Raw genomic sequence first — 20,330 nt, forward strand, 5'->3', positions numbered from 1 at the left:
CATGGGCCCGGAACGGTGCGGGAACGGGCACCGTTTTTGCCTTGAGTGGAATAGACTCAACTTTGTGCACGTTGATCGTGTCAGAAGTGAGTACGGGCCAGTCATCGCAAGGAGGAGAAAGCGCACGTGGACGCCGAGCTGACCAACAGGAGCCGGGACGCCATCAACGCGGCCACCAGCAGGGCCGTGAAGGACGGGCACCCCGATCTGACCCCGGGGCATCTGCTGCTCGCGCTGCTCTCGGGCGAGGACAACGAGAACATCGTCGATCTGCTGGCCGCCGTCGAGGCGGACCAGATCGTCGTAAGGACCGAGACGGAACAGCTGCTGGCCGCGCAGCCCAGCGTGACCGGGTCGACCGTCGCACCGCCGCAGCCCAACCGCGAGCTGCTCGCCGTCATCTCCGACGCGGCGAAGCGGGCGAAGGAGCTCGGCGACGACTACATCTCCACCGAGCACCTGCTGATCGGCGTAGCGGCCGAGGGAGGCCGTGCCGGTGAGATCCTCGACGGGCAGGGTGCCAGTGCGAAGAGGCTGCTGGACGCATTCGAGAAGAGCAGGGGAGGGCGCCGGGTGACCACACCCGACCCGGAGGGCCAGTACAAGGCCCTGGAGAAATTCGGTACGGACTTCACCGCGGCCGCCCGCGAGGGGAAGCTCGACCCGGTCATCGGCCGCGACCAGGAGATCCGTCGCGTCGTCCAGGTGCTCTCGCGCCGCACCAAGAACAATCCCGTGCTGATCGGTGAGCCCGGCGTCGGCAAGACGGCCGTCGTCGAGGGCCTCGCCCAGCGCATCGTCAAGGGGGACGTCCCGGAGTCCCTCAAGAACAAGCGGCTCGTCTCGCTGGACCTGGGCGCCATGGTCGCGGGCGCGAAGTACCGCGGTGAGTTCGAGGAGCGGCTGAAGACCGTCCTCTCCGAGATCAAGGAGAGCGACGGCCAGATCATCACGTTCATCGACGAGCTCCACACCGTCGTAGGTGCGGGCGCCGGCGGCGACTCCGCCATGGACGCGGGCAACATGCTCAAGCCCATGCTGGCCCGTGGCGAGCTGCGGATGGTCGGCGCCACCACGCTCGACGAGTACCGCGAGCGGATCGAGAAGGACCCGGCCCTGGAGCGCCGCTTCCAGCAGGTGCTGGTGGCGGAGCCGTCCGTCGAGGACACCATCGCGATCCTGCGCGGACTCAAGGGCCGCTACGAGGCCCACCACAAGGTGCAGATCGCGGACTCCTCGCTGGTCGCCGCCGCGACCCTCTCGGACCGCTACATCACCTCCCGCTTCCTCCCCGACAAGGCCATCGACCTCGTCGACGAGGCCGCCTCCCGGCTGCGCATGGAGATCGACTCCTCGCCCGTCGAGATCGATGAACTCCAGCGCGCCGTCGACCGGTTGCACATGGAGGAGCTGGCGCTCAAGAACGAGTCGGACACCGCCTCCAAGCAGCGTCTCGAGAAGCTCCGCCGCGACCTCGCCGACAAGGAGGAGGAGCTGCGCGGCCTCAACGCCCGCTGGGAGAAGGAGAAGCAGGGCCTCAACCGGGTCGGTGAGCTGAAGGAGCGCCTCGACGATCTGCGCGGACAGGCCGAACGGGCCCAGCGCGACGGCGACTTCGACAGCGCCTCCAAGCTGCTGTACGGGGAGATCCCCGGCCTGGAGCGGGAGCTGGCCGAGGCCGCAGAGGCCGAGGAGGAAGCCGCGAAGGAGCCGAAGGAGACCTTGGTCAAGGAAGAGGTCGGGCCCGACGACATCGCCGATGTGGTCGGCGCCTGGACCGGCATCCCGGCCGGCCGGCTGCTGGAGGGCGAGACCCAGAAGCTGCTGCGCATGGAGGAGGAGCTGGGCCGGCGCCTGGTCGGCCAGACCGAGGCCGTGCAGGCCGTCTCGGACGCGGTGCGCCGCACCCGGGCCGGAATCGCCGACCCCGACCGGCCCACCGGGTCGTTCCTCTTCCTCGGTCCGACCGGCGTCGGCAAGACCGAGCTGGCGAAGGCCCTCGCCGACTTCCTCTTCGACGACGAGCGGGCCATGGTCCGCATCGACATGAGCGAGTACGGCGAGAAGCACAGCGTGGCCCGGCTGGTCGGCGCCCCGCCCGGGTACGTCGGCTACGAGGAGGGCGGCCAGCTCACGGAGGCGGTCCGCCGCCGCCCGTACAGCGTCGTCCTGCTGGACGAGGTGGAGAAGGCCCACCCCGAGGTCTTCGACATCCTGCTCCAGGTCCTCGACGACGGCCGGCTCACCGACGGACAGGGCCGGACGGTGGATTTCCGCAACACGATCCTGATCCTGACGTCCAACCTCGGCAGCCAGTACCTGGTCGATCCCCTGACCAAGCCCGAGGAGAAGAAGCGCCAGGTCATGGACGTCGTACGGGCATCCTTCAAGCCGGAGTTCCTCAACCGGCTGGACGACCTGGTGGTCTTCTCCGCGCTGTCCGGCGACGAGCTCGCCCATATCGCGGGCCTCCAGATCGACCGGCTGGCCAAGCGGCTCGCCGACCGGCAGCTCACCCTCGACGTCACCCCGGCCGCCCTGGCCTGGCTGGCCGAGGAGGGCAACGACCCGGCGTACGGTGCCCGGCCGCTGCGCCGCCTCATCCAGACGGCGATCGGCGACCGGCTCGCGAAGGAGATCCTCGCGGGCGAGATCACGGACGGCGACACGGTCCGGGTGGACCGGGTCGGCGACGGCCTGATCGTCGGCGCGGCGACCTGACCGGAGCACTTGGCGCAACGACGGCCCCGGTCCGCACCGGCTGGATATCAGCTTGTGGCGGATCGGGGCCGTTCCCGCTTGCCATGCCCCGCCCGGCATGGGAGAGGATGGCAGCCAACCGCACGAAGGGAAATTACGGTGAGCATCGATCCGTCCTCGATTCCTAACTTCGGGGGCCAGCCCGAACCGCAGGCGGCAGGACCGGAGGGCCCCGTCGTCCCTGACCAGGACCTCGTCAAGCAGCTTCTGGAGCAGATGGAGCTGAAGTACGTCGTCGACGACGAGGGTGACCTCGCCGCGCCGTGGGAAGACTTCCGCACGTACTTCATGTTCCGTGGCGAGGGCGAGCAGCAGGTCTTCTCGGTCCGTACGTTCTACGACCGCCCGCACGACACGGACCAGCGCCCGGTCCTCCTCGACGCGATCGACGACTGGAACCGCCGCACCCTGTGGCCCAAGGTCTACACGCACACGCACGAGCCCGAGGAGGGCTCCGAGGACACCGCCACCTCGGTGCGGCTGATCGGTGAGGCGCAGATGCTCATCGGCACCGGCGTCAGCCTGGAGCACTTCGTCTCCTCGACGGTCAGCTGGGTGCGGGCCTCGATCGAGTTCGACAAGTGGCTGCTGGAGCGCCTCGGCCTGGCCCCGGCCGAGGAGAAGACGGACGGCGCGGAGCCGGCCGCTCCGGACGCCTGAGCCGCAGCACGCACTGCCGAGCCCGGCGCGGGGGACGGTCCCATCGGACCGTCCCCCGCGCCGGGCTCTGTTGTGGGCGCTGCGGCCGCGGTCCTACAGGCCCTTCAGCCGGGAGACCGCCTCCGCCAGTACCTCGGTGCGCTTGCAGAAGGCGAAGCGCACGAAGGGTGCGCCCTGCTCCCGGTGGTCGTAGAAGACCGCGTTCGGGACGGCCACGACCCCGCACCGCTCCGGCAGCGACCGGCAGAAGGCGAAGCCGTCGCCGCTGCTGTCCAGTGGCCGGATGTCGGTGGTGACGAAATACGTGCCGGCCGGGCGGTAGACCTGGAAGCCGGCCTCGGTGAGCCCGCCGCTCAGCAGGTCCCGCTTGGCCCGCAGATCCGCTCGCAGCGCGTCGAAGTAGCTGTCGGGCAGCCGCAGTGCCTCGGCGACCGCGTACTGGAACGGCCCTGCGGAGACGTACGTCAGGAACTGCTTGGCCGAGCGGACGGCCGTCACCAGCTCGGGGCTCGCGGTGATCCAGCCGACCTTCCAGCCGGTGAAGGAGAACGTCTTGCCGGCCGAGCTGATGGTGACGGTGCGCTCGCGCATGCCGGGGAAGCCGGCCAGCGGCAGGTGTTCGCCCTCGAAGACCAGGTGCTCGTAGACCTCGTCCGTGACGACGAGGAGATCGCGCTCGCAGGCCAGCTCGGCGATGGCGGCGAGTTCCGCGCGGGTCAGTACCGTGCCCGTGGGGTTGTGCGGGGTGTTGAGGAGCAGCAGCCGGGTCCGCGGGGTGACGGCCGCGCGCAGTTCGTCGAGGTCCAGCCGGTAGCTGCCGGTGGTGGGTTCGGGGTGCAGGGTGACGGGGACGCGGGTGGCGCCCGCCATGGCGATGCAGGCGGCGTACGAGTCGTAGTACGGCTCCAGCGCGATGACCTCGTCACCGGGCTCCAGGAGGGCCAGCATCGAGGCGGCGATGGCCTCGGTGGCGCCCGCGGTGACCAGGACCTCGGTGTCCGGGTCGTACGTCAGGGCGTAGCGCCGTTGCTGGTGGTCGGTGATCGCGGTGCGCAGCTCGGGGACACCGGGGCCCGGCGGGTACTGGTTGCCGTGCCCGGCGCGCAGGGCACGGACCGCGGCCTCGCGCACATCCTCGGGTCCGTCGGTGTCGGGGAAGCCCTGGCCGAGGTTGATGGCGCCGGTGCGGACGGCCAGCGCGGACATCTCCGCGAAGATCGTCGTGCCGAACTCGGCGAGGCGGCGGTTGAGCAGTGGTCGTCCCTGTGTCATGACCGCCATCCTGCGCGGAAGCTCTGGAGTTGCTCAAGTCTGCTTTGACCTGACGGGGGCGGGGGCATCCCTCCTGCACGCAGGAACCGGTGCGGAGCGGGGGACTCGCTTCGGGGGAACGGAAGGACGTGAGGTCCGTGAAGGAAGTGCTCGTGGTGGTGCTCGTGGTCGTGGCCATCGGGGTGTTCGTGTCCGCGGTGGCGGCCAGTGGCAGCCGGGGGAAGAGCCGGGGCCGCCGCAGTGGTGCGGCCGGTGGTGCGGCGGGCGGCAGCTGGTGGGCGGGTGACGGGGGCGGCTCGTCGTGCGGCAGCGGTCACTCGGGGGGCCACTCCGGCGGCCACTCCGGTGGTCACTCGTGCGGCGGTGGCCATTCGTGCGGCGGGGGTTCCTCCTGCGGTGGCGGGGGCGGATGCGGCGGAGGCAGCTGACACGGGGCAGCTGGTCCGCGACCGGGCAGGCGCATGAAGGCCCGGTGCCGGTGGAGGTGTCCGGCGGGGTGGGCGGGGTTTTCGGATCCGGTCCTAACTCCCGCCGGACACCTTTTTGTTGGGCCGCACGGCGAGTCGCCGGTGAACAGGTGAACCGGAAGGCCCCCGAGGGGATGGAAACCCCTCCAAGTTGGGTAAAAACACTGCGAGTGCGGCTTAGTTCGTGATTCCCTCGTTGCAGAGAACATTCAGCCCTCGGACCCCAGTTGGACCTGATCGGGCGCTTCCCACCTCCCACGTGCATCACGTCGGGGGCGTCCCCTGTCCATGTGTCCATGCGTGTTTGCGGAGCCGACCCATGCTCACGACCCTCCATACGGCCTATTCCGACACCCGTGCCGCCGATCTGGCCTGGGCGCTGGGGCGCGAACCGCTCCCGGCGCTCGCCGTGCTCGATCTCCATCTCGACGGTGCCCAACTCCAGTTGCGCCTGCTCGGCGCCTCCCACCAGGTGCTCCTGGAGGAGGACCGCGGCAGCTGTTCCGAAACCGTCGCCTGTATGCCGGGCAGCAGCACACCGCTGCCTCTCGGTGTCTCCAAGCGGCTCGGCGACTGGGACTACGAGTTCGCGGCCCGCGTCGAGAAGCTCGGTGCGGGCTCGTTCGCGGGGCGTGCGCAGGAGCTCCTGGCGCTCGTCGCCGACCATCCGCACGGTCTGGCCGGGACGTTCCCGGGCAGCCCGCACGCCTTCACCGCCATGCTCGCCCAGCGGACCGAGGGCCAGGTGCGGTGGCGCACCTGGCACGCGTACCCCCAGGAAGGGCAACTGGTGGTGACGCGCACCCGCGTGGGTGTGCGGATGCCGGCAGCTGTGCTGTGACGGGGGCCAACTCCGTTGCGGATGAGTCACTTACACCCTTGTGGGTGACAGGCGGCGAGGTGTCAGTGACGTAGCGTTCGCGGCATGATCGACCAGCAGGTGTCGCTGCGAGGGGGCGCGGCGCGGCTTCCCGTACGGCCGAGGACCGGCCGGTATCTCGTGCTGGCCGCGGTCTTCGTCTGCGCCGCCTGCGGTCTGGTGTACGAGCTCGAACTGGTCGCGCTCGCCTCCTATCTGATCGGTGACTCCGTCACCCAGGCGTCCGTCGTGCTCTCGGTGATGGTCTTCGCCATGGGGATCGGCTCACTTCTCGCGAAACGTTTATGCAGCCGGGCCGCGGTCGGTTTCGGACTGATCGAGGCCTTGCTGGCCCTGATCGGCGGCTCCTCCGCGCTGGTGCTCTACGCGACGTTCGCCTGGATCGGGGAGTCGCGGTACGCGCTGGTGGGGTTCTCGCTGGCGATCGGGATCCTGATCGGTGCGGAGATCCCGCTGCTGATGACACTGATCCAGCGGGTCGACCGGCAGGACGCGGGCGGGGCCGTCGCCGATCTCTTCGCCGCGGACTACGTGGGGGCGCTCGTCGGCGGGCTGGCGTTCCCGTTCCTGCTGCTGCCGATGCTCGGACAGCTCACCGGGGCGCTGTTCACCGGCGCGGTCAACGCGGCGGCGGGCGGGGCGCTGGTGCTGTGGGTGTTCCGGCGGGATCTCGGCTGCCGCTCACGGTGGCTGCTGATCGCGGTCAATGTGACGGTGATCGCCGTGCTGGCCACGGCCGCGGTGCTGGCCGACGACTTCGAGCGGGCCGCCAGGCGTGCGGTGTACGGGGACCGGGTGCGGGTCGCGATGCAGACCGACGTCCAGGAGGTGGTGCTGACCGGTGCCGGCCGCAGCTCGCTGGACCTCTATCTGGACGGGCGGCTGCGGGTCAGCTCGCGCGACGAGTACCGGTACCACGAGGCGCTGGTCCACCCGGTGATGAACGGGCCGCACGCGCGGGTGCTGATCCTGGGCGGCGGCGACGGTCTGGCGGCCCGCGAGGTGCTGCGCTACCCCGGCGTGCGGAGCGTCACGGTGGTGGAGCTGGATCCCGCCGTCACCCGGTTGGCCCGTACGGACCACGCGCTGTCGGCGCTGAACGGGCACGCGTACCGGGACCCGCGGCTGACGGCCGTGGCCGGGGACGCGTTCAGCTGGCTGCGCGCACCGCACGGCCCCTTCGACGCGGTGATCTCGGACCTGCCGGATCCGGGGATCTCGGCCAGTACGAAGCTCTACTCGGCGGAGTTCTACGGCCTGGTCGCCGAGGCCCTCGCGCCGGGCGGCCGGCTGGTGGTGCACGGGGGGCCGCCGCTCGGCCGGCCGCACACCTACTGGACGGTCGAGGCGTCGATGCGGGCTGCGGGGCTGCACACCCGCCCCTACCGGATCAGCGGACGGTACGCCCGTTCCACGGCGGGCCCGGACCGTGACCGGGCGACGGGCCGGGCGACGGGCCGGGCCACCGAGGTGCACGGCTGGGGGTTCGTACTGGGCGGGCTCGGCCGGGCCCCGGCGCTCGGTCTGGACCCGGAGGCGCCGGAGCTGAAGTCCCTGACGGTGCCGGAGCTCCGGGAGGCGGGCCGGCGGGCCGAGACGGGCCGGCTTCCGGGCCTGCCGCCCTCGACGCTGGTGCATCCGAGGTACTGGGACGAGTCGTGAGCGGGGCCTGTGCGGGGAGCCGCGGGGCCGTTCGCGGCGGGGCGGTGGCGGGTGGCTCCGGAGCAGCGGAAGCGCTGACGAGATGGCCGGGGCTGAGTAGGCTCGGTTTCCATGGAGCATGAGGTGTTCGTTCCGGTTCCGGTCCCTGTCCTTCGGCGGACGCTGGCCGATCCTGCCCGGGTCGCGCGCTGCGTGCCGGGGCTTCAACAGGACGCCGACGCGTCCGCTGGTCCGCTGGCCGGCCGGCTCAAGGTGCGGATCGGCGGCCACACCATCACCTATCGGGGCGCGCTGCGGCTCACCGAGCCGGCGGGCGGCCCCGGCGGGGACTCCGCGACCGGCGTTTCGGCTGCCGGTGTTTCCGCGACCGGCGTCTCCGTGACGGGTGAGGGTGTGGAGGCGCGGGGCACCGGCTCGGCGAAGCTGGCCCTGACCATCCGCCTGACGGAACGGGACGGCGGTACGACGCTCGCGTTCGAGGGCACGGCGAGCGGTGACGGCCGCCTGCTGGAGCTGGACGCGGCGGCAGCCCTCGCGGCGGCCCGGCGCCTGCTGGACCGGTTCGCACAACAGCTGGTGACCGAGGCGCTCGCCGAGCACGAGGGCGGCGGGGACGGCGGTTCCGGACACGAAGGGTCCGGGGGCGACGCTCCCGAAGCCGCTGCTGGTGCCGAGGCCGCTGACACCGAAGGCGATGACCCTGGATCCGGCGCCGCCGCCTCCCAGGAGCGGTCCGTCGGGGCAGCGGTGGAGAAGGCTATCGAGGAGGCCGCCGAGGAGGCGGACACGACCGGTGCGAAAGAGGCCCCGCCCACGCATGACGCCGCCGCCGACGAGGCGCCGGCCGGGGAGCAGCCGCCGGACGAGGCGTCCGTCTTCGACACCCCGGTGCCGCCGCCGTCGCTGGACCCGGTGGCCGGGATCGAGTTCACCGTTCCGGACGGGCCGCCGGCCGAGGCCGCGCACGCCCGACGGACCATGATCGGGCGCAGTGCCGAGGAGGTCGACCACGCCCCGCCGCGTGGCCGGTACGCCCCTGTGCCGTCGCCCGACTCGTCCGGTGCGGGCGCCACGCTCCGCTGGGTGGCCCCGGCGGCCGCCCTCGCCATCGCCTCCGCCGTGGTGGTGGGCCGGGCGCTGCGCCGCCGGCGGTAGCCGCGCCAGTAGTGTCGTCGTGTGAGCAGCAGCGAGAAGAGCGTCCGGCTGTCCGCCGGCGACACAGAGTTGACCGTGAGCCCCGCCAACGGCTGTCGTATCAGCAGCCTCCGGATCGGTGGTACCGAACTGCTGCGGCAGGGGGAGCGGTACGGCTGCTTCCCGATGGTGCCGTGGTGCGGGCGTACGGAGAACGGGCAGTTCCGCAACGGCGATGTCCTGCACCGGATGCCGCTGACCGCCCCGCCGCACGCCATTCACGGCACGGGCCGTGACACGGCCTGGCAGACCGCGCGCGAGAGTGGGACGGAGGCCTCGTTCTACTACGACCTGGCCGACCCCTGGCCGTACCCGGGCCGGGTGACGCAGACCTTCGAACTGGCCGAGGACTCCCTCACGTTGGCGTTCGGCATCGAGACGTACGGCGACTCCTTTCCGGCCCAGGCCGGCTGGCACCCCTGGTTCCGGCGCAACCTCGGTGGCGAGGACGTCCGGATCGACTTCGACGCGGCCTGGCAGGAGGAGCGCGGCGAGAACCACCTGCCGACCGGCCGCCGGATCCCGCCGCTGGAGGGTCCGTGGGACGACGCCTTCGGGATGCCCGACGGCGTCGATGTGACCCTCACCTGGCCGGAGCAGCTGGAGCTGAAGGTGAAGAGCCGGGCCGAATGGGTCGTGGTCTACGACGAGCAGGCCGAGGCGGTCTGTGTGGAGCCGCAGTCGGGCCCGCCGAACGGGCTGAACACCGCACCCCGCTACGTCACCCCGATCGAGCCGCTGGAGATCGCCACGACCTGGAGCTGGCGCACGCTCTGAGGCCGGTCCTTGATCCGGACCTTGATGCGGTCCCTGATCCGGCCCGGCGGCCGGTGCGGGCGCCGGGCACGGGCCGCTGCCGGGCGCCTTATCCTCGTAGCCATGACAGACGTACGCGCTGAGCTGCTGCAGCAGATCAAGGACAAGGCCGTTGTTCACGGCAAGGTGACGCTCTCCTCGGGTCTGGAGGCCGACTGGTACATCGACCTGCGTCGCATCACGCTGGACGGCAAGGCTGCTCCGATGGTCGGCCAGGTCATGCTCGACGCGACCGCGGAGCTGGACTACGACTGCGTGGGCGGGCTGACGCTGGGTGCCGACCCGGTCGCCACCTCGATGCTGCACGCGTCCGCCGCCCGTGGCCAGGAGCTGGACGCGTTCGTCGTCCGCAAGGCGCAGAAGGCCCACGGGATGCAGCGCCGGATCGAGGGCACCGAGGTCAAGGGCCGCCGCTGTCTGGTCGTCGAGGACACCTCGACGACCGGTGGCTCGCCGCTGACCGCCGTCGAGGCGGTGCGCGAGGCGGGTGGCGAGGTCGTCGCCGTCGCCGTGATCGTGGAGCGGGGCGCGGCTCCGGCCATCGCCGAGGCCGGTCTCCCGTATGTGCACGTGTACTCGGTCCCGGACCTCGGCCTGTCCTGACCTGCGGTTTCCTTCGAGGGTGGGCGGTTTCACGTGAAACCGCCCACCCTCGTCGTATGTCCGCAACCGGGGGCCCCGAAGACTGGGGGGATACACCGGGTGGAGCCGAGGTCAGAGTCTGGGAAGATGGGGGCGACGATGACGTCGCCCCCAGGTCAGGGAACCAGCAACGCACACCCGCACATCCCAAGGAGCGGACAGATGCCCATCGCAACCCCCGAGGTCTACGCCGAGATGCTCGACCGGGCGAAGGCAGGCAAGTTCGCCTACCCGGCCATCAACGTGACCTCGACCCAGACCCTGCACGCTGCGCTGCGCGGTTTCGCGGAGGCCGAGAGCGACGGCATCATCCAGATGTCCACCGGTGGGGCGGAGTTCCTGGGCGGCCAGTACAACAAGGACATGGTCACGGGCGCTGTCGCCCTGGCCGAGTTCGCGCACATCGTCGCCGCCAAGTACGACATCACGGTCGCGCTGCACACCGACCACTGCCCCAAGGACAAGCTGGACACGTACGTCCGTCCGCTGATCGAGGTCTCCGCGGAGCGCGTCGCCAAGGGTCTGAACCCGCTGTTCCAGTCCCACATGTGGGACGGTTCGGCCGAGACGCTGGCCGACAACCTCTCCATCGGCCAGGAGCTGCTGGCCAAGGCCGCCGCCGCCAAGATCATTCTTGAGGTCGAGATCACCCCGACCGGCGGTGAGGAGGACGGCGTCACGCACGAGATCAACGACGAGCTGTACACGACCGTCGACGACGCGCTGCGTACCGCCGAGGCCCTCGGCCTGGGCGAGAAGGGCCGCTACCTGCTGGCCGCGTCCTTCGGCAACGTGCACGGCGTCTACAAGCCGGGCAACGTCGTGCTCCGCCCCGAGCTCCTGAAGGACCTCCAGGTGGGCGTCGCCGCCAAGTACGGCAAGCCGGCCGGCAGCCAGCCGTTCGACTTCGTCTTCCACGGCGGCTCCGGCTCCACCGCCGAGGAGATCGCTACCGCGCTGGAGAACGGCGTCGTGAAGATGAACCTCGACACCGACACCCAGTACGCCTTCACCCGGCCGGTCGCGGACCACATGTTCCGCAACTACGACGGTGTGCTGAAGGTGGACGGCGAGGTCGGCAACAAGAAGGTCTATGACCCGCGCACCTGGGGCAAGGCCGCCGAGGCGGGTATGGCCAAGCGCGTCACGGAGGCCTGCGCCAACCTGCGGTCCACCGGTACCAAGCTGAAGTAGTCCCGTACGGATGTCTGCCTGGGCCCGGTATCCCTTGGGATGCCGGGCCCACGGCATGTCCGCACCCGGCAGGAACGACGATCTGAGGGAACAGCTGTGAGCACGTCCTACGACTTCGACACCGTCATCGACCGTCGCGGCACCTGGTGTGTCCAGTGGGACGGCGTCGCGGACCGCTTCGGGGTGGACGGGCTGCTGCCGTTCACCATCTCGGACATGGACTTCGCGACGGCCCCCGAGGTGCTGGCCGCCCTGCGGGCCCGTCTCGACCACGGCGTGTTCGGCTACACCGACTGGCGGCACGAGGACTTCACTTCGGCGATCGCGCACTGGTACGAGACCCGTTACGGCACCACGATCGACACCGGCCGGCTGGTGTACGGGCCGTCCGTGCTCAGCCAGTTGTCGCAGCTGCTGCAGATGTGGACATCCGACGGGGACGGTGTCGTCGTCCACGCCCCCACCTACGACGGCTTCCGCAAGGCGATCACCGGGCTCGGGCGGGAGCTGCGCGGGGTGCCGCTCGGGGACCCGGCCGCGCTGGAGCGGGAGCTCGCACGCGCGGACAGCAAGGTCCTGCTGGTGTGCTCGCCGCACAACCCCACGGGGCGGGTGTGGACGGAGGCGGAGCTCGCGGAGATGGCCTCGCTCGCCGCGCGGCACGGGGTCGCGGTGATCAGCGACGAGATCCACGCGGACTTCGTGCACGGCGGGCGCCCGCACGTGCCGTGGACGCGGGTGGCGGGCGACGGGAGGTGGGCGGTCATCACTTCGGCGTCGAAGTCGTTCAACTTCCCGGCGCTGACGGGTTCGTACGGGCTCATCGGGCGGACGGACGACCGTACGGAGTACCTGCGCCGGATGGAGACCGCGGAGGGGCTCGCCTCCCCGGCGGTGCTCTCGCTGACCGCGCACATCGCCGCGTACCGGGAGGGTGCGGAGTGGCTGGACGCGGTGCGGGCGTATGTCACCGGGAATCTCGAGTTCGTCGCGGAACGTCTGAACGCGGCGTTCCCGGAGTTGGGGTGGGAGCCGCCGCAGGCGGGGTACCTGGCCTGGATCGATCTGCGGCGGGCGGGCGTCGAGGACGACGAGGCGCTCCAGCGGGTGCTGATCGAGCGGGAGCGGGTCGCGGTGATGCCGGGGAGTGTGTACGGGGCGGAGGGCTTTGTGCGGCTGAATGTGGGGTGTGCGCGGAGCAAGGTGGAGGCGGGGGTGGCGGCGTTGATCCGGGGTGTGGAGGCGGTACGGGGCGCCGGCGCGTAGCTGCGGGGAGTTTGGTGCGGGCGCGGGTGGTGCGGGCCGTTTCGGGGGCGCTGCCCCCGGGCCCCCGCTCCTCAATCGCCGGAGAGGCTTGACCTGCCCGGCTGGGCCGGACTCCTCGCTGGAGGGGCTTGAATTGCCCGGCTGAGCGATGCTGAGGGCATGGAGATGAGTGAGACGGACGGGCCCGGGATCCGGGTCTCTTCCGCCACCGGGCGCTGGGTGGTTCTCACGACCGTGCTCGGGTCGAGCATGGCGATGCTCGACTCCACCGTCATCAATGTCGCCCTGCCCCGCATCGGCGACGATCTCGGCACCGATCTGGCCGCACTCCAGTGGACCGTCAACGCCTACATGCTGACCCTCGCCGGGCTGATCCTGCTCGGTGGAGCGCTCGGGGACCGGTACGGGCGGCGGCGGGTCTTCGTCGTCGGGGTCGTGTGGTTCGCCCTCGCCTCGATGCTCTGCGGCATCGCGCCCAACGCCGTCGTGCTCATCGCGGCCCGGGCCCTGCAGGGCGTCGGCGGGGCGCTCCTCACCCCCGGGTCGCTGGCCCTGATCCAGGCGAGTTTCCATCCGGACGACCGGGCCCGCGCGGTCGGGCTGTGGTCCGGGTTCGGCGGGGTCGGGGCCGCGGTCGGGCCGTTCGTGGGCGGGTGGCTCGTCGACGGGCCCGGCTGGCGGTGGGTGTTCCTGCTCAACCTGCCGCTCGCCGCCGTCTGCGTACCCGTCGCCCTGCGCCACGTACCGGAGTCCCGCGACCCGTACGCGCGCGGGCGCTTCGACGTCCTCGGGGCAGCGCTCGGCGCGCTCGCTCTCGCGCTGGTGACGTACGCGCTGATCGAGGCCCCGGGTCTCGGCGCATCCCCGGCCGTGATCGGGGCCGCGGTGGGCGGGGTGCTGCTCGGCGTCGCGTTCGTCCAGGTCGAGCGGCACAAGGCGCACCCCATGCTGCCGCCGTCGGTGTTCGCCTCCCGGCAGTTCACCACCGTCAACCTCGTCACCCTCTGTGTGTACGCGGCGCTCGGCGGCTACTTCTTCCTCTCCGCGATCCAGCTCCAGGTCGTGGCGGGGTACTCCGCTCTCGGCGCGGGTACCGCACTGCTGCCGACGACCGTCCTGATGCTGCTGTTCTCGGCCAGATCGGGTGAGCTGGGCCAGCGCCTCGGACCCAGGATCCCGCTCACCGCGGGCCCGCTGATCGCCGCCACGGGCATGCTGCTGATGCTGCGGGTGGGGCCGGGGTCGAACTCCGTCACCGGGTATCTGACCGAGGTGCTGCCCGCCGTGGCCGTGCTCGGCGTCGGTCTTGTCACCCTGGTGGCCCCGCTCACCGCGACGGTGCTGGCCTCGGTGGACACCGGCCGGGCCGGTCTGGCCAGCGGGATCAACAACGCCGCGGCCCGCGCCGCCGGGCTGATCGCGGTGGCCGCCCTGCCGCTGCTCGCCGGGATGGGGCCGGAGGCCTACCGGGACGCCGGGGAGTTCGCCGTGACGTTCCGGCGCGCCATGCCGATGTGCGCCGGGGTGCTGGTGCTGGGCGCCCTGATCGCCTGGTCGACCGTCCGCACACCCCCGTCGGCCGTGCGGGACACCGCCCGGCCCGAGTGCACGATGCACTGCGGTGTCACCGCCCCGCCGCTGGAGCCCGCCCCGGAGGCGGCACGGCAGGCGGACGAGCCATGAGTGTCCGGGCGGGCATTGTGCGCACCTGGTGCCCCGGAGGTGCCGGTGCCAGGCACACTTGGACCCATGTCGATCCACGAGAACCTGCTCGGGGGCCCCGCCCCGACCCACCTGCCCGACGACCCGGGACCGCGTGAACTGCTCGCGGCGGACACCGCGCCCGCCGATGTCGCAGCGAAGTACCCGACCTCCTCCCTGGCCTGGGCGCAGCTCGCCGACGAGGCGTTCGAGGGCGGCCGGGTCATCGAGTCGTACGCCTACGCCCGCACCGGCTACCACCGCGGCCTGGACGCGCTTCGCCGGGCCGGCTGGAAGGGCCACGGCCCCGTCCCGTTCGAGCACGAGCCGAACCGCGGCTTCCTGCGCGCCCTGCACGCCCTGGCGCGCGCCGCGCGGTCGATCGGTGAGCAGGAGGAGTACGAGCGCTGCTCGGCGTTCCTGCGCGACTCCTCGCCGACCGCCGCCGAGACGCTCGGCTAATTCGTCGCAGCACCTGTCCCACCGGCCCCGCGGACGCTCACCGTCCGCGGGGCCTGCGCGTCCCCCGGGGGCACGTTTAGGATGCGAGCAGGGGACCGGAGCTCCACCACCTCACGGAAGGGGCGGACCGCTACCCGGAAGCTCGTGTCGAGGAGACAGCAATGTCGACGATTCACCCCGACCCCGAAGCCACCGGTGCGCAGACCCCGCACCTCGACTTCGCGGGAACGACTCCGTACGAGGACTATGTCCAGGCGGATGTCCTGACCCACCTCCAGCACCTTCGCTCGGACGACCCCGGCGAGATGGTCTTCCTGGTCACGACCCAGGTCATGGAGCTGTGGTTCACCGTCATCGTCCATGAGTGGGAGACCGCCGCGCACGCCCTGCGCGAGGACCGGCTGCCGGTCGCGCGCGACGCGCTGAAGCGGTCGGTGCGGGAGCTGGAGGCGCTGAATGCGTCCTGGACACCGCTCGCCCAGCTCACCCCCGCACAGTTCAACTCCTACCGGTCCGCGCTCGGCGAGGGCTCCGGTTTCCAGTCGGCGATGTACCGGCGGATGGAGTTCCTGCTCGGCGACAAATCCGCCTCCATGCTCGTGCCGCACCGGGGCGCGCCCCGGGTCCACGCCGAGCTGGAGAAGGCGCTCGGTGAGCCGGGTCTGTACGACGAGGCGCTCGCCCTGCTCGCCCGGCGCGGCCACGCGATCCCCCAGGCCGTGCTCGGCCGCGACCTCACGCAGAAGTACGAGCCGTCGCCCGAGGTCGAGGCCGTCTGGGCGGAGATCTACGCCAACGCGGACCAGCACGACGAGCTGGTCCGGCTCGGCGAGGCGCTCACCGACGTCGGGGAGCTGGTGTGGCGATGGCGCAACGACCACCTCGTCGCCACCCGGCGGGCCATGGGCTCCAAGACCGGGACCGGGGGTTCGGCCGGCGTCGCCTGGCTGGAGAAGCGCGCCACGAAGAACGTCTTCCCCGAGCTCTGGACGGCCCGCAGCCATGTCTGATCTCCAGGAGCGCGCACAGGCGCTCGACACCGCCGACGAACTGGCCCCGCTGCGCGAGCTGTTCACGCTCGACGACACCGTCTACCTGGACGGCAACTCGCTGGGCGCACTGCCTCGCCATGTGCCGGCCAGGCTGCAGGAGGTCCTCACCCGCGAATGGGGCGAGCTGCGCATCCGGTCCTGGGACGAGAGCGGCTGGTGGACCGCGCCGGAGCGGATCGGCGACCGCATCGCACCGATCGTCGGGGCCGCCGCCGGGCAGATCGTCGTCGGCGACTCCACCAGCGTCAACGTCTTCAAGGCCGTCGTCGCCGCGACCCGGCTGGCGCCGGAGGGCCGCGACGAGATCCTGGTCGACGCGGACACGTTCCCCACCGACGGCTACATCGCCGGGTCGGCGGCCCGGATGACCGGCCACCGGATCGTCCCGGTGGCCCCCGCCGACGTGCCGGGCGCCCTCGGCCCGCGTACCGCTGCCGTCCTGCTCAACCACGTCGACTACCGCACCGGCAGGCTCCAGGACCTGCCCGGTCTCACCGCCACCGTGCACGCGGCGGGCGCGATCGCCGTCTGGGACCTGTGCCACAGCGCCGGCGCGCTGCCGGTGGGCCTGGACGCGCACGGGGTGGACCTGGCCGTCGGCTGTACGTACAAGTACCTCAACGGCGGCCCCGGTTCGCCTGCCTACCTGTACGTCGCCGAGCGGCACCAGGCGGTCTTCGACTCGCCCCTGCCGGGGTGGACGTCGCACGCCGACCCGTTCGCGATGACCCCCGGGTACGCGCCCGCCGAGGGTGCCGTACGGGGCCGGGTCGGCACCCCCGACATCCTGTCGATGCTGGCGCTGGAGGCGTCCCTCGACGTCTGGGACGGCGTCGGGATCGAGGCGGTGCGGGCCAAGTCCCTGGCGCTGACGGACTTCTTCCTGGAGTGCGTCGGGGCGTACGTCCCCGAAGGACGCGTCGTCCCGGTCACCCCGGCCGCCCACGGGGAGCGCGGCAGTCAGGTCGCGCTGCGCTGCGCGGACGCCGGACCGGCGATGAGCGCGCTCATCGCGCGCGGGGTCGTCGGGGACCTGCGCCGCCCGGACGTACTGCGGTTCGGATTCACACCGCTGTACGTGGGGTTCGCCGACGCGGAACGTGCGGCGCGGGTGCTCGCGGACGTGTTGGCCGCCCCGGCGGCGTAGGCTGCCGGGTCAGTCCGGCGACCGGCTCGCCCCGGTCGCCGGACGGCCCCGCGTGCCGTATCCGCACACATCCACCCGCAGGGATTCCCGACGGGCACGCAAGCCTGCTGTACTGGTACCGTCCGTGCAGGTCAGGCCAGTTGGGCAGATGTCAGGGACGGTTGGAGCAGCATGTCGGATTCCGCCGCGCGCGATCGGGACGCAGCCGAGACCGAGTCCGCGTTCTCCCATCCGGTCCTCGCCCCCGATGCCTCCGCCGCCTACGGCGGTCACCCGGACCAGACGATCGACTTCTACGCCCCGTACGACGGGCGCACCGGTGCCCCGGTCGTGGTCGTCCTGCACGGCGGGGCGTGGCGGGCGCCGTACGACCGGCTCCACATGTCCCCGTTCGCCGGCTTCCTGGCCCGACGCGGCTTCGCCGTCGCCAGCGTCGAGTACCGGCGCGGCAGCGAGCTCCCGCAGCAGCGCGGTTCGGGCCCCGTGGCGGGCCGCTGGCCGGAGACCTTCGACGATGTCGCGGCGGCGATGGACGCGCTGCCCGAGCTGCTGGCGCGGGAGCTGCCCGCGGCGGACGTCCGGCGGATCGTCGTCACCGGGCACTCCGCGGGCGGGCAGCTGGCCCTGTGGGCGGCCGCCCGGCACGTGCTGCCGGAGGGTTCTCCGTGGCGGCTGCCGCGCCCGCCCGCGCTGCGCGGCGTGGTGGCCCTCGCACCCATCGCGGACTTCGCCTCGGCGATCGAGCTGGAGGTGTGCTCCGGGGCGATCGGGCAGTTCCTGGGGCGCGAGGAGGACTACGCGGAGCGGAGCGCGCACGCCGACCCGGCGCTGCTGCTGCCCACCGGCATCGCGACCGCCGTGGTGCAGGGCACCACGGACCTCACGGTCCCGCAGGCGGTCGTGGAGGCGTTCGTCGACGCGGCGGCCAAGGAGGGCGAGACCGTGATGCTGACCCTGCTGCCCGGTGTCGGGCACTTCCCGCTGATCGACCCGGCGGCCGACGCGTGTGCCGTGGTGGCCGAGGAGATCGCCCAGCTCGCCTGGTGAAACCCCGCGGTACGGGGGCGGGCGGACCCCCGTAGTACTTGCGACGGACGGCTCAGGATCCGTATCACTGCTGACGACCCCGTTCGCCGCGCCGCCTACCGTGGAGACGTGACCGAGACCAAGACCAGAAGCCCTGAGCTCCGGGCGGCCGCAGGGGCGATGGACGGCCTGCGGCAGGACCTGCTGCACAACGTGTTCGCCTACCGCCCGCTGCCGCCCATGCGGACCGACGGGGCGCTGACCCGGCGGCTGCCGGCGCGGCTCCGGGAGCGTGCCGCGTGGACGCCGCACGCGCTGGTGCTGGCGGCGGCCCTGATCACCTTCATGGTCGGGTTCAGCAGGACCGGCAACGCCGCGGTGCTGCTCTCAGGGCTGCTGCCCGCCGGCTGTGTGGCGATGACGCTGGTCAGGCCGGTCGGGGCGTTCTGGATATCGATGGCGCTGGCCCCGGTGTCCGTCGTCACCGGCGACGACGACTGGCCCTGGGGACCGAGCACCCTCATCGCGCACCTCGTGGTGATGGCCGTGGTCGCGGCCCGCAACAGGCCGCGCACCGCCGCCTGGATGTGGGTCCTGACCGTGGTGCTCGGCACGCTCCTGGAAGGCGTCGCCGGCCGGAGCAGCCCGTCGACCACCCAGGGCATGGCGGTGGCGTCGGCCTTCGTGCTGCTCGTCGTGAGCCTGGTCCAGATCCGCCGGGAGGCCGAGCGCGAGGTCACCGTGCAGCGCACCGTGACCGCCGTCGAGCGCGACCGGCGCACGCTGCTGGAGGAGCGCACCACCATCGCCCGCGAGCTGCACGACGTGGTCGCCCACCACATGTCGGTCGTCGCGATCCAGGCCGAGGCCGCCCCGTACCGGGTGGAGAACCCGCCGCCCGAGCTGGAGCAGGCCTTCCTCACCATCCGGGAGAACGCCGTGGCCGCACTCACCGAGCTGCGCCGGGTCCTCGGTGTCGTACGGGCCGAGGACTACGAGGCACCGGACGCGCCGCAGCCCACCCTGGCCGAGCTCGACGGGCTCCTCGCCAATGTCGCCGAGGCGGGGCTGCCGGCGGAGAAGACGGTGACCGGCGCGGTGCGCGAACTGCCGCAGGGTGTCGAGCTGTCGGCGTACCGGATCGTTCAGGAAGCCCTCAGCAACAGCCTGCGGCACGCTCCCGGAGCGAGCGCCAAGGTGGAGATCGGCTATGTGCTGGGCGGACTGGGACTGCGGGTCGTCAACGGCCCGCCGACCGGTCCGGTGAAGCCATCACCGGGCGCCGGGCACGGGATCACCGGGATGCGGGAACGGGTGGCGATGCTGAACGGCGAGATGACCGCCGAGCCGACCACAGAGGGCGGCTACGAGGTCACGGCCTTCATCCCCGTCCAGCCGGCCCCGTCCGACGCCCACGTGGAGCAGGCATGACGAACGCCGCAGGTACACCGATCCGGGTGCTGATCGTCGACGACCAGATGATGGTCCGCGAGGGTTTCTCGGTGCTGCTCAACGCGATGCCGGGCATCGAGGTCATCGGCGAGGCGGTCGACGGCCGCCAGGCCGTCTCCCAGGTCGCGGCGCTCCGCCCCGACGTGGTGCTGATGGACATCCGGATGCCGGAGCTCAACGGCATCGAGGCGACCCGCGAGATCGTCGCCGCCGACGCAGACGCCAAGGTGCTGGTGCTGACCACCTTCGACCTCGACGAGTACGTCTACCAGGCGCTGCGGGCCGGTGCCTCCGGCTTCCTCCTCAAGGACGCCTCGGCCCGCCAACTCGCGGACGGGGTACGGGTGGTGGCCTCCGGTGAGGCGCTGCTGGCCCCCACCGTCACCAAGCGGCTGATCAACGAGTTCTCCAAGCTCGCGGCGGCCCCGCGCCCGCCCGCCCTCGCCCGGATCGGCGAACTCACCGAGCGCGAGACGGAGGTGCTCGTCCTGATCGCCCAGGGCCTGTCGAACGCGGAGATCGCCTCGCATCTGGTGGTCGCCGAGTCGACCATCAAGACCCATGTGAGCCGCATCCTGGTCAAGCTGGGCCTGCGCGACCGCACCCAGGCGGCGGTCTTCGCCTACGAGGCCAGACTGGTCACGCCGTCCTGAGGACGCGGAGCACGCCGTTGCCGG

At 71.7% G+C, this 20,330-nt stretch carries 17 protein-coding genes; 16 read left to right on the forward strand and 1 reads right to left on the reverse strand.

Annotated features, from left to right (window positions below):
- Positions 1 to 126 precede the first annotated feature (126 nt).
- Both clpB and ACFVW8_RS18000 read left to right on the forward strand, forming a co-directional pair.
- The gene (gene clpB, locus ACFVW8_RS17995; RefSeq protein ID WP_389690989.1) at positions 127 to 2,721 is read left to right on the forward strand and encodes an ATP-dependent chaperone ClpB; all 2,595 of its coding nucleotides are present in this window, start codon (positions 127 to 129) and stop codon (positions 2,719 to 2,721) included.
- A 138-nt stretch (positions 2,722 to 2,859) separates the two neighbouring features.
- The gene (locus ACFVW8_RS18000) at positions 2,860 to 3,420 is read left to right on the forward strand and encodes a YbjN domain-containing protein (protein WP_389690991.1); all 561 of its coding nucleotides are present in this window, start codon (positions 2,860 to 2,862) and stop codon (positions 3,418 to 3,420) included.
- A 93-nt stretch (positions 3,421 to 3,513) separates the two neighbouring features.
- Here ACFVW8_RS18000 and ACFVW8_RS18005 read toward each other — a convergent pair whose 3' ends face one another.
- A complete protein-coding gene (locus ACFVW8_RS18005; RefSeq protein WP_389690993.1) occupies positions 3,514 to 4,692 on the reverse strand; it encodes a pyridoxal phosphate-dependent aminotransferase in 1,179 nt (392 codons plus the stop codon).
- 786 nt (positions 4,693 to 5,478) lie between these two features.
- On the opposite strand from ACFVW8_RS18005, the gene ACFVW8_RS18010 reads away from it, so the two are divergent.
- The 14 genes from ACFVW8_RS18010 to ACFVW8_RS18075 all read left to right on the forward strand — a co-directional run bounded on the left by ACFVW8_RS18010 (position 5,479) and on the right by ACFVW8_RS18075 (position 20,306).
- Positions 5,479 to 6,000 (forward strand): DUF2617 family protein, encoded by a 522-nt coding sequence (locus tag ACFVW8_RS18010; protein WP_389690995.1) that lies wholly within the window; start codon positions 5,479 to 5,481, stop codon positions 5,998 to 6,000.
- An 84-nt stretch (positions 6,001 to 6,084) separates the two neighbouring features.
- The gene (locus ACFVW8_RS18015; RefSeq protein WP_389690997.1) at positions 6,085 to 7,701 is read left to right on the forward strand and encodes a polyamine aminopropyltransferase; all 1,617 of its coding nucleotides are present in this window, start codon (positions 6,085 to 6,087) and stop codon (positions 7,699 to 7,701) included.
- A 111-nt stretch (positions 7,702 to 7,812) separates the two neighbouring features.
- Positions 7,813 to 8,856 carry an SRPBCC domain-containing protein gene (locus ACFVW8_RS18020; protein ID WP_389690999.1) on the forward strand — a complete coding sequence of 348 codons (1,044 nt, stop codon included), beginning with the start codon at positions 7,813 to 7,815 and terminating at the stop codon, positions 8,854 to 8,856.
- 21 nt (positions 8,857 to 8,877) lie between these two features.
- Positions 8,878 to 9,672 (forward strand): aldose 1-epimerase, encoded by a 795-nt coding sequence (locus tag ACFVW8_RS18025; protein WP_389691001.1) that lies wholly within the window; start codon positions 8,878 to 8,880, stop codon positions 9,670 to 9,672.
- Positions 9,673 to 9,774: 102 nt separating this feature from the next.
- The gene (pyrE, locus tag ACFVW8_RS18030) at positions 9,775 to 10,314 is read left to right on the forward strand and encodes an orotate phosphoribosyltransferase (RefSeq protein WP_389691003.1); all 540 of its coding nucleotides are present in this window, start codon (positions 9,775 to 9,777) and stop codon (positions 10,312 to 10,314) included.
- A 201-nt stretch (positions 10,315 to 10,515) separates the two neighbouring features.
- Positions 10,516 to 11,547 (forward strand): class II fructose-bisphosphate aldolase, encoded by a 1,032-nt coding sequence (gene fbaA, locus ACFVW8_RS18035; protein ID WP_389691004.1) that lies wholly within the window; start codon positions 10,516 to 10,518, stop codon positions 11,545 to 11,547.
- A gap of 96 nt (positions 11,548 to 11,643) precedes the next feature.
- On the forward strand, positions 11,644 to 12,813 hold the full coding sequence (locus ACFVW8_RS18040; RefSeq protein ID WP_389691006.1) for a MalY/PatB family protein: 1,170 nt from the start codon (positions 11,644 to 11,646) through the stop codon (positions 12,811 to 12,813).
- A 159-nt stretch (positions 12,814 to 12,972) separates the two neighbouring features.
- Complete coding sequence (locus ACFVW8_RS18045) at positions 12,973 to 14,496, forward strand: MFS transporter (RefSeq protein WP_389691008.1); 1,524 nt, start codon at positions 12,973 to 12,975, stop codon at positions 14,494 to 14,496.
- A 66-nt stretch (positions 14,497 to 14,562) separates the two neighbouring features.
- Positions 14,563 to 14,976 carry a DUF3151 domain-containing protein gene (locus ACFVW8_RS18050; protein WP_389691010.1) on the forward strand — a complete coding sequence of 138 codons (414 nt, stop codon included), beginning with the start codon at positions 14,563 to 14,565 and terminating at the stop codon, positions 14,974 to 14,976.
- A 161-nt stretch (positions 14,977 to 15,137) separates the two neighbouring features.
- A complete protein-coding gene (locus ACFVW8_RS18055; protein WP_389691012.1) occupies positions 15,138 to 15,986 on the forward strand; it encodes a tryptophan 2,3-dioxygenase family protein in 849 nt (282 codons plus the stop codon).
- The gene (gene kynU, locus ACFVW8_RS18060) at positions 15,979 to 17,175 is read left to right on the forward strand and encodes a kynureninase (protein ID WP_389691014.1); all 1,197 of its coding nucleotides are present in this window, start codon (positions 15,979 to 15,981) and stop codon (positions 17,173 to 17,175) included. The genes ACFVW8_RS18055 and kynU overlap by 8 nt, the downstream gene beginning before the upstream one ends.
- A gap of 171 nt (positions 17,176 to 17,346) precedes the next feature.
- Positions 17,347 to 18,222 carry an alpha/beta hydrolase family protein gene (locus tag ACFVW8_RS18065; protein WP_389691016.1) on the forward strand — a complete coding sequence of 292 codons (876 nt, stop codon included), beginning with the start codon at positions 17,347 to 17,349 and terminating at the stop codon, positions 18,220 to 18,222.
- Between the two features lie 159 nt (positions 18,223 to 18,381).
- Positions 18,382 to 19,632, forward strand: a complete 1,251-nt coding sequence (locus tag ACFVW8_RS18070) for a sensor histidine kinase (RefSeq protein WP_389691034.1) — start codon at positions 18,382 to 18,384, stop codon at positions 19,630 to 19,632.
- Positions 19,629 to 20,306 (forward strand): response regulator, encoded by a 678-nt coding sequence (locus ACFVW8_RS18075; RefSeq protein WP_389691018.1) that lies wholly within the window; start codon positions 19,629 to 19,631, stop codon positions 20,304 to 20,306. Before ACFVW8_RS18070 ends, ACFVW8_RS18075 begins: the two co-directional genes overlap by 4 nt.
- Positions 20,307 to 20,330: the final 24 nt, after the last annotated feature.

It is taken from the genome of Streptomyces sp. NPDC058221 (genome assembly GCF_042882365.1).
Taxonomy (GTDB): domain Bacteria; phylum Actinomycetota; class Actinomycetes; order Streptomycetales; family Streptomycetaceae; genus Streptomyces.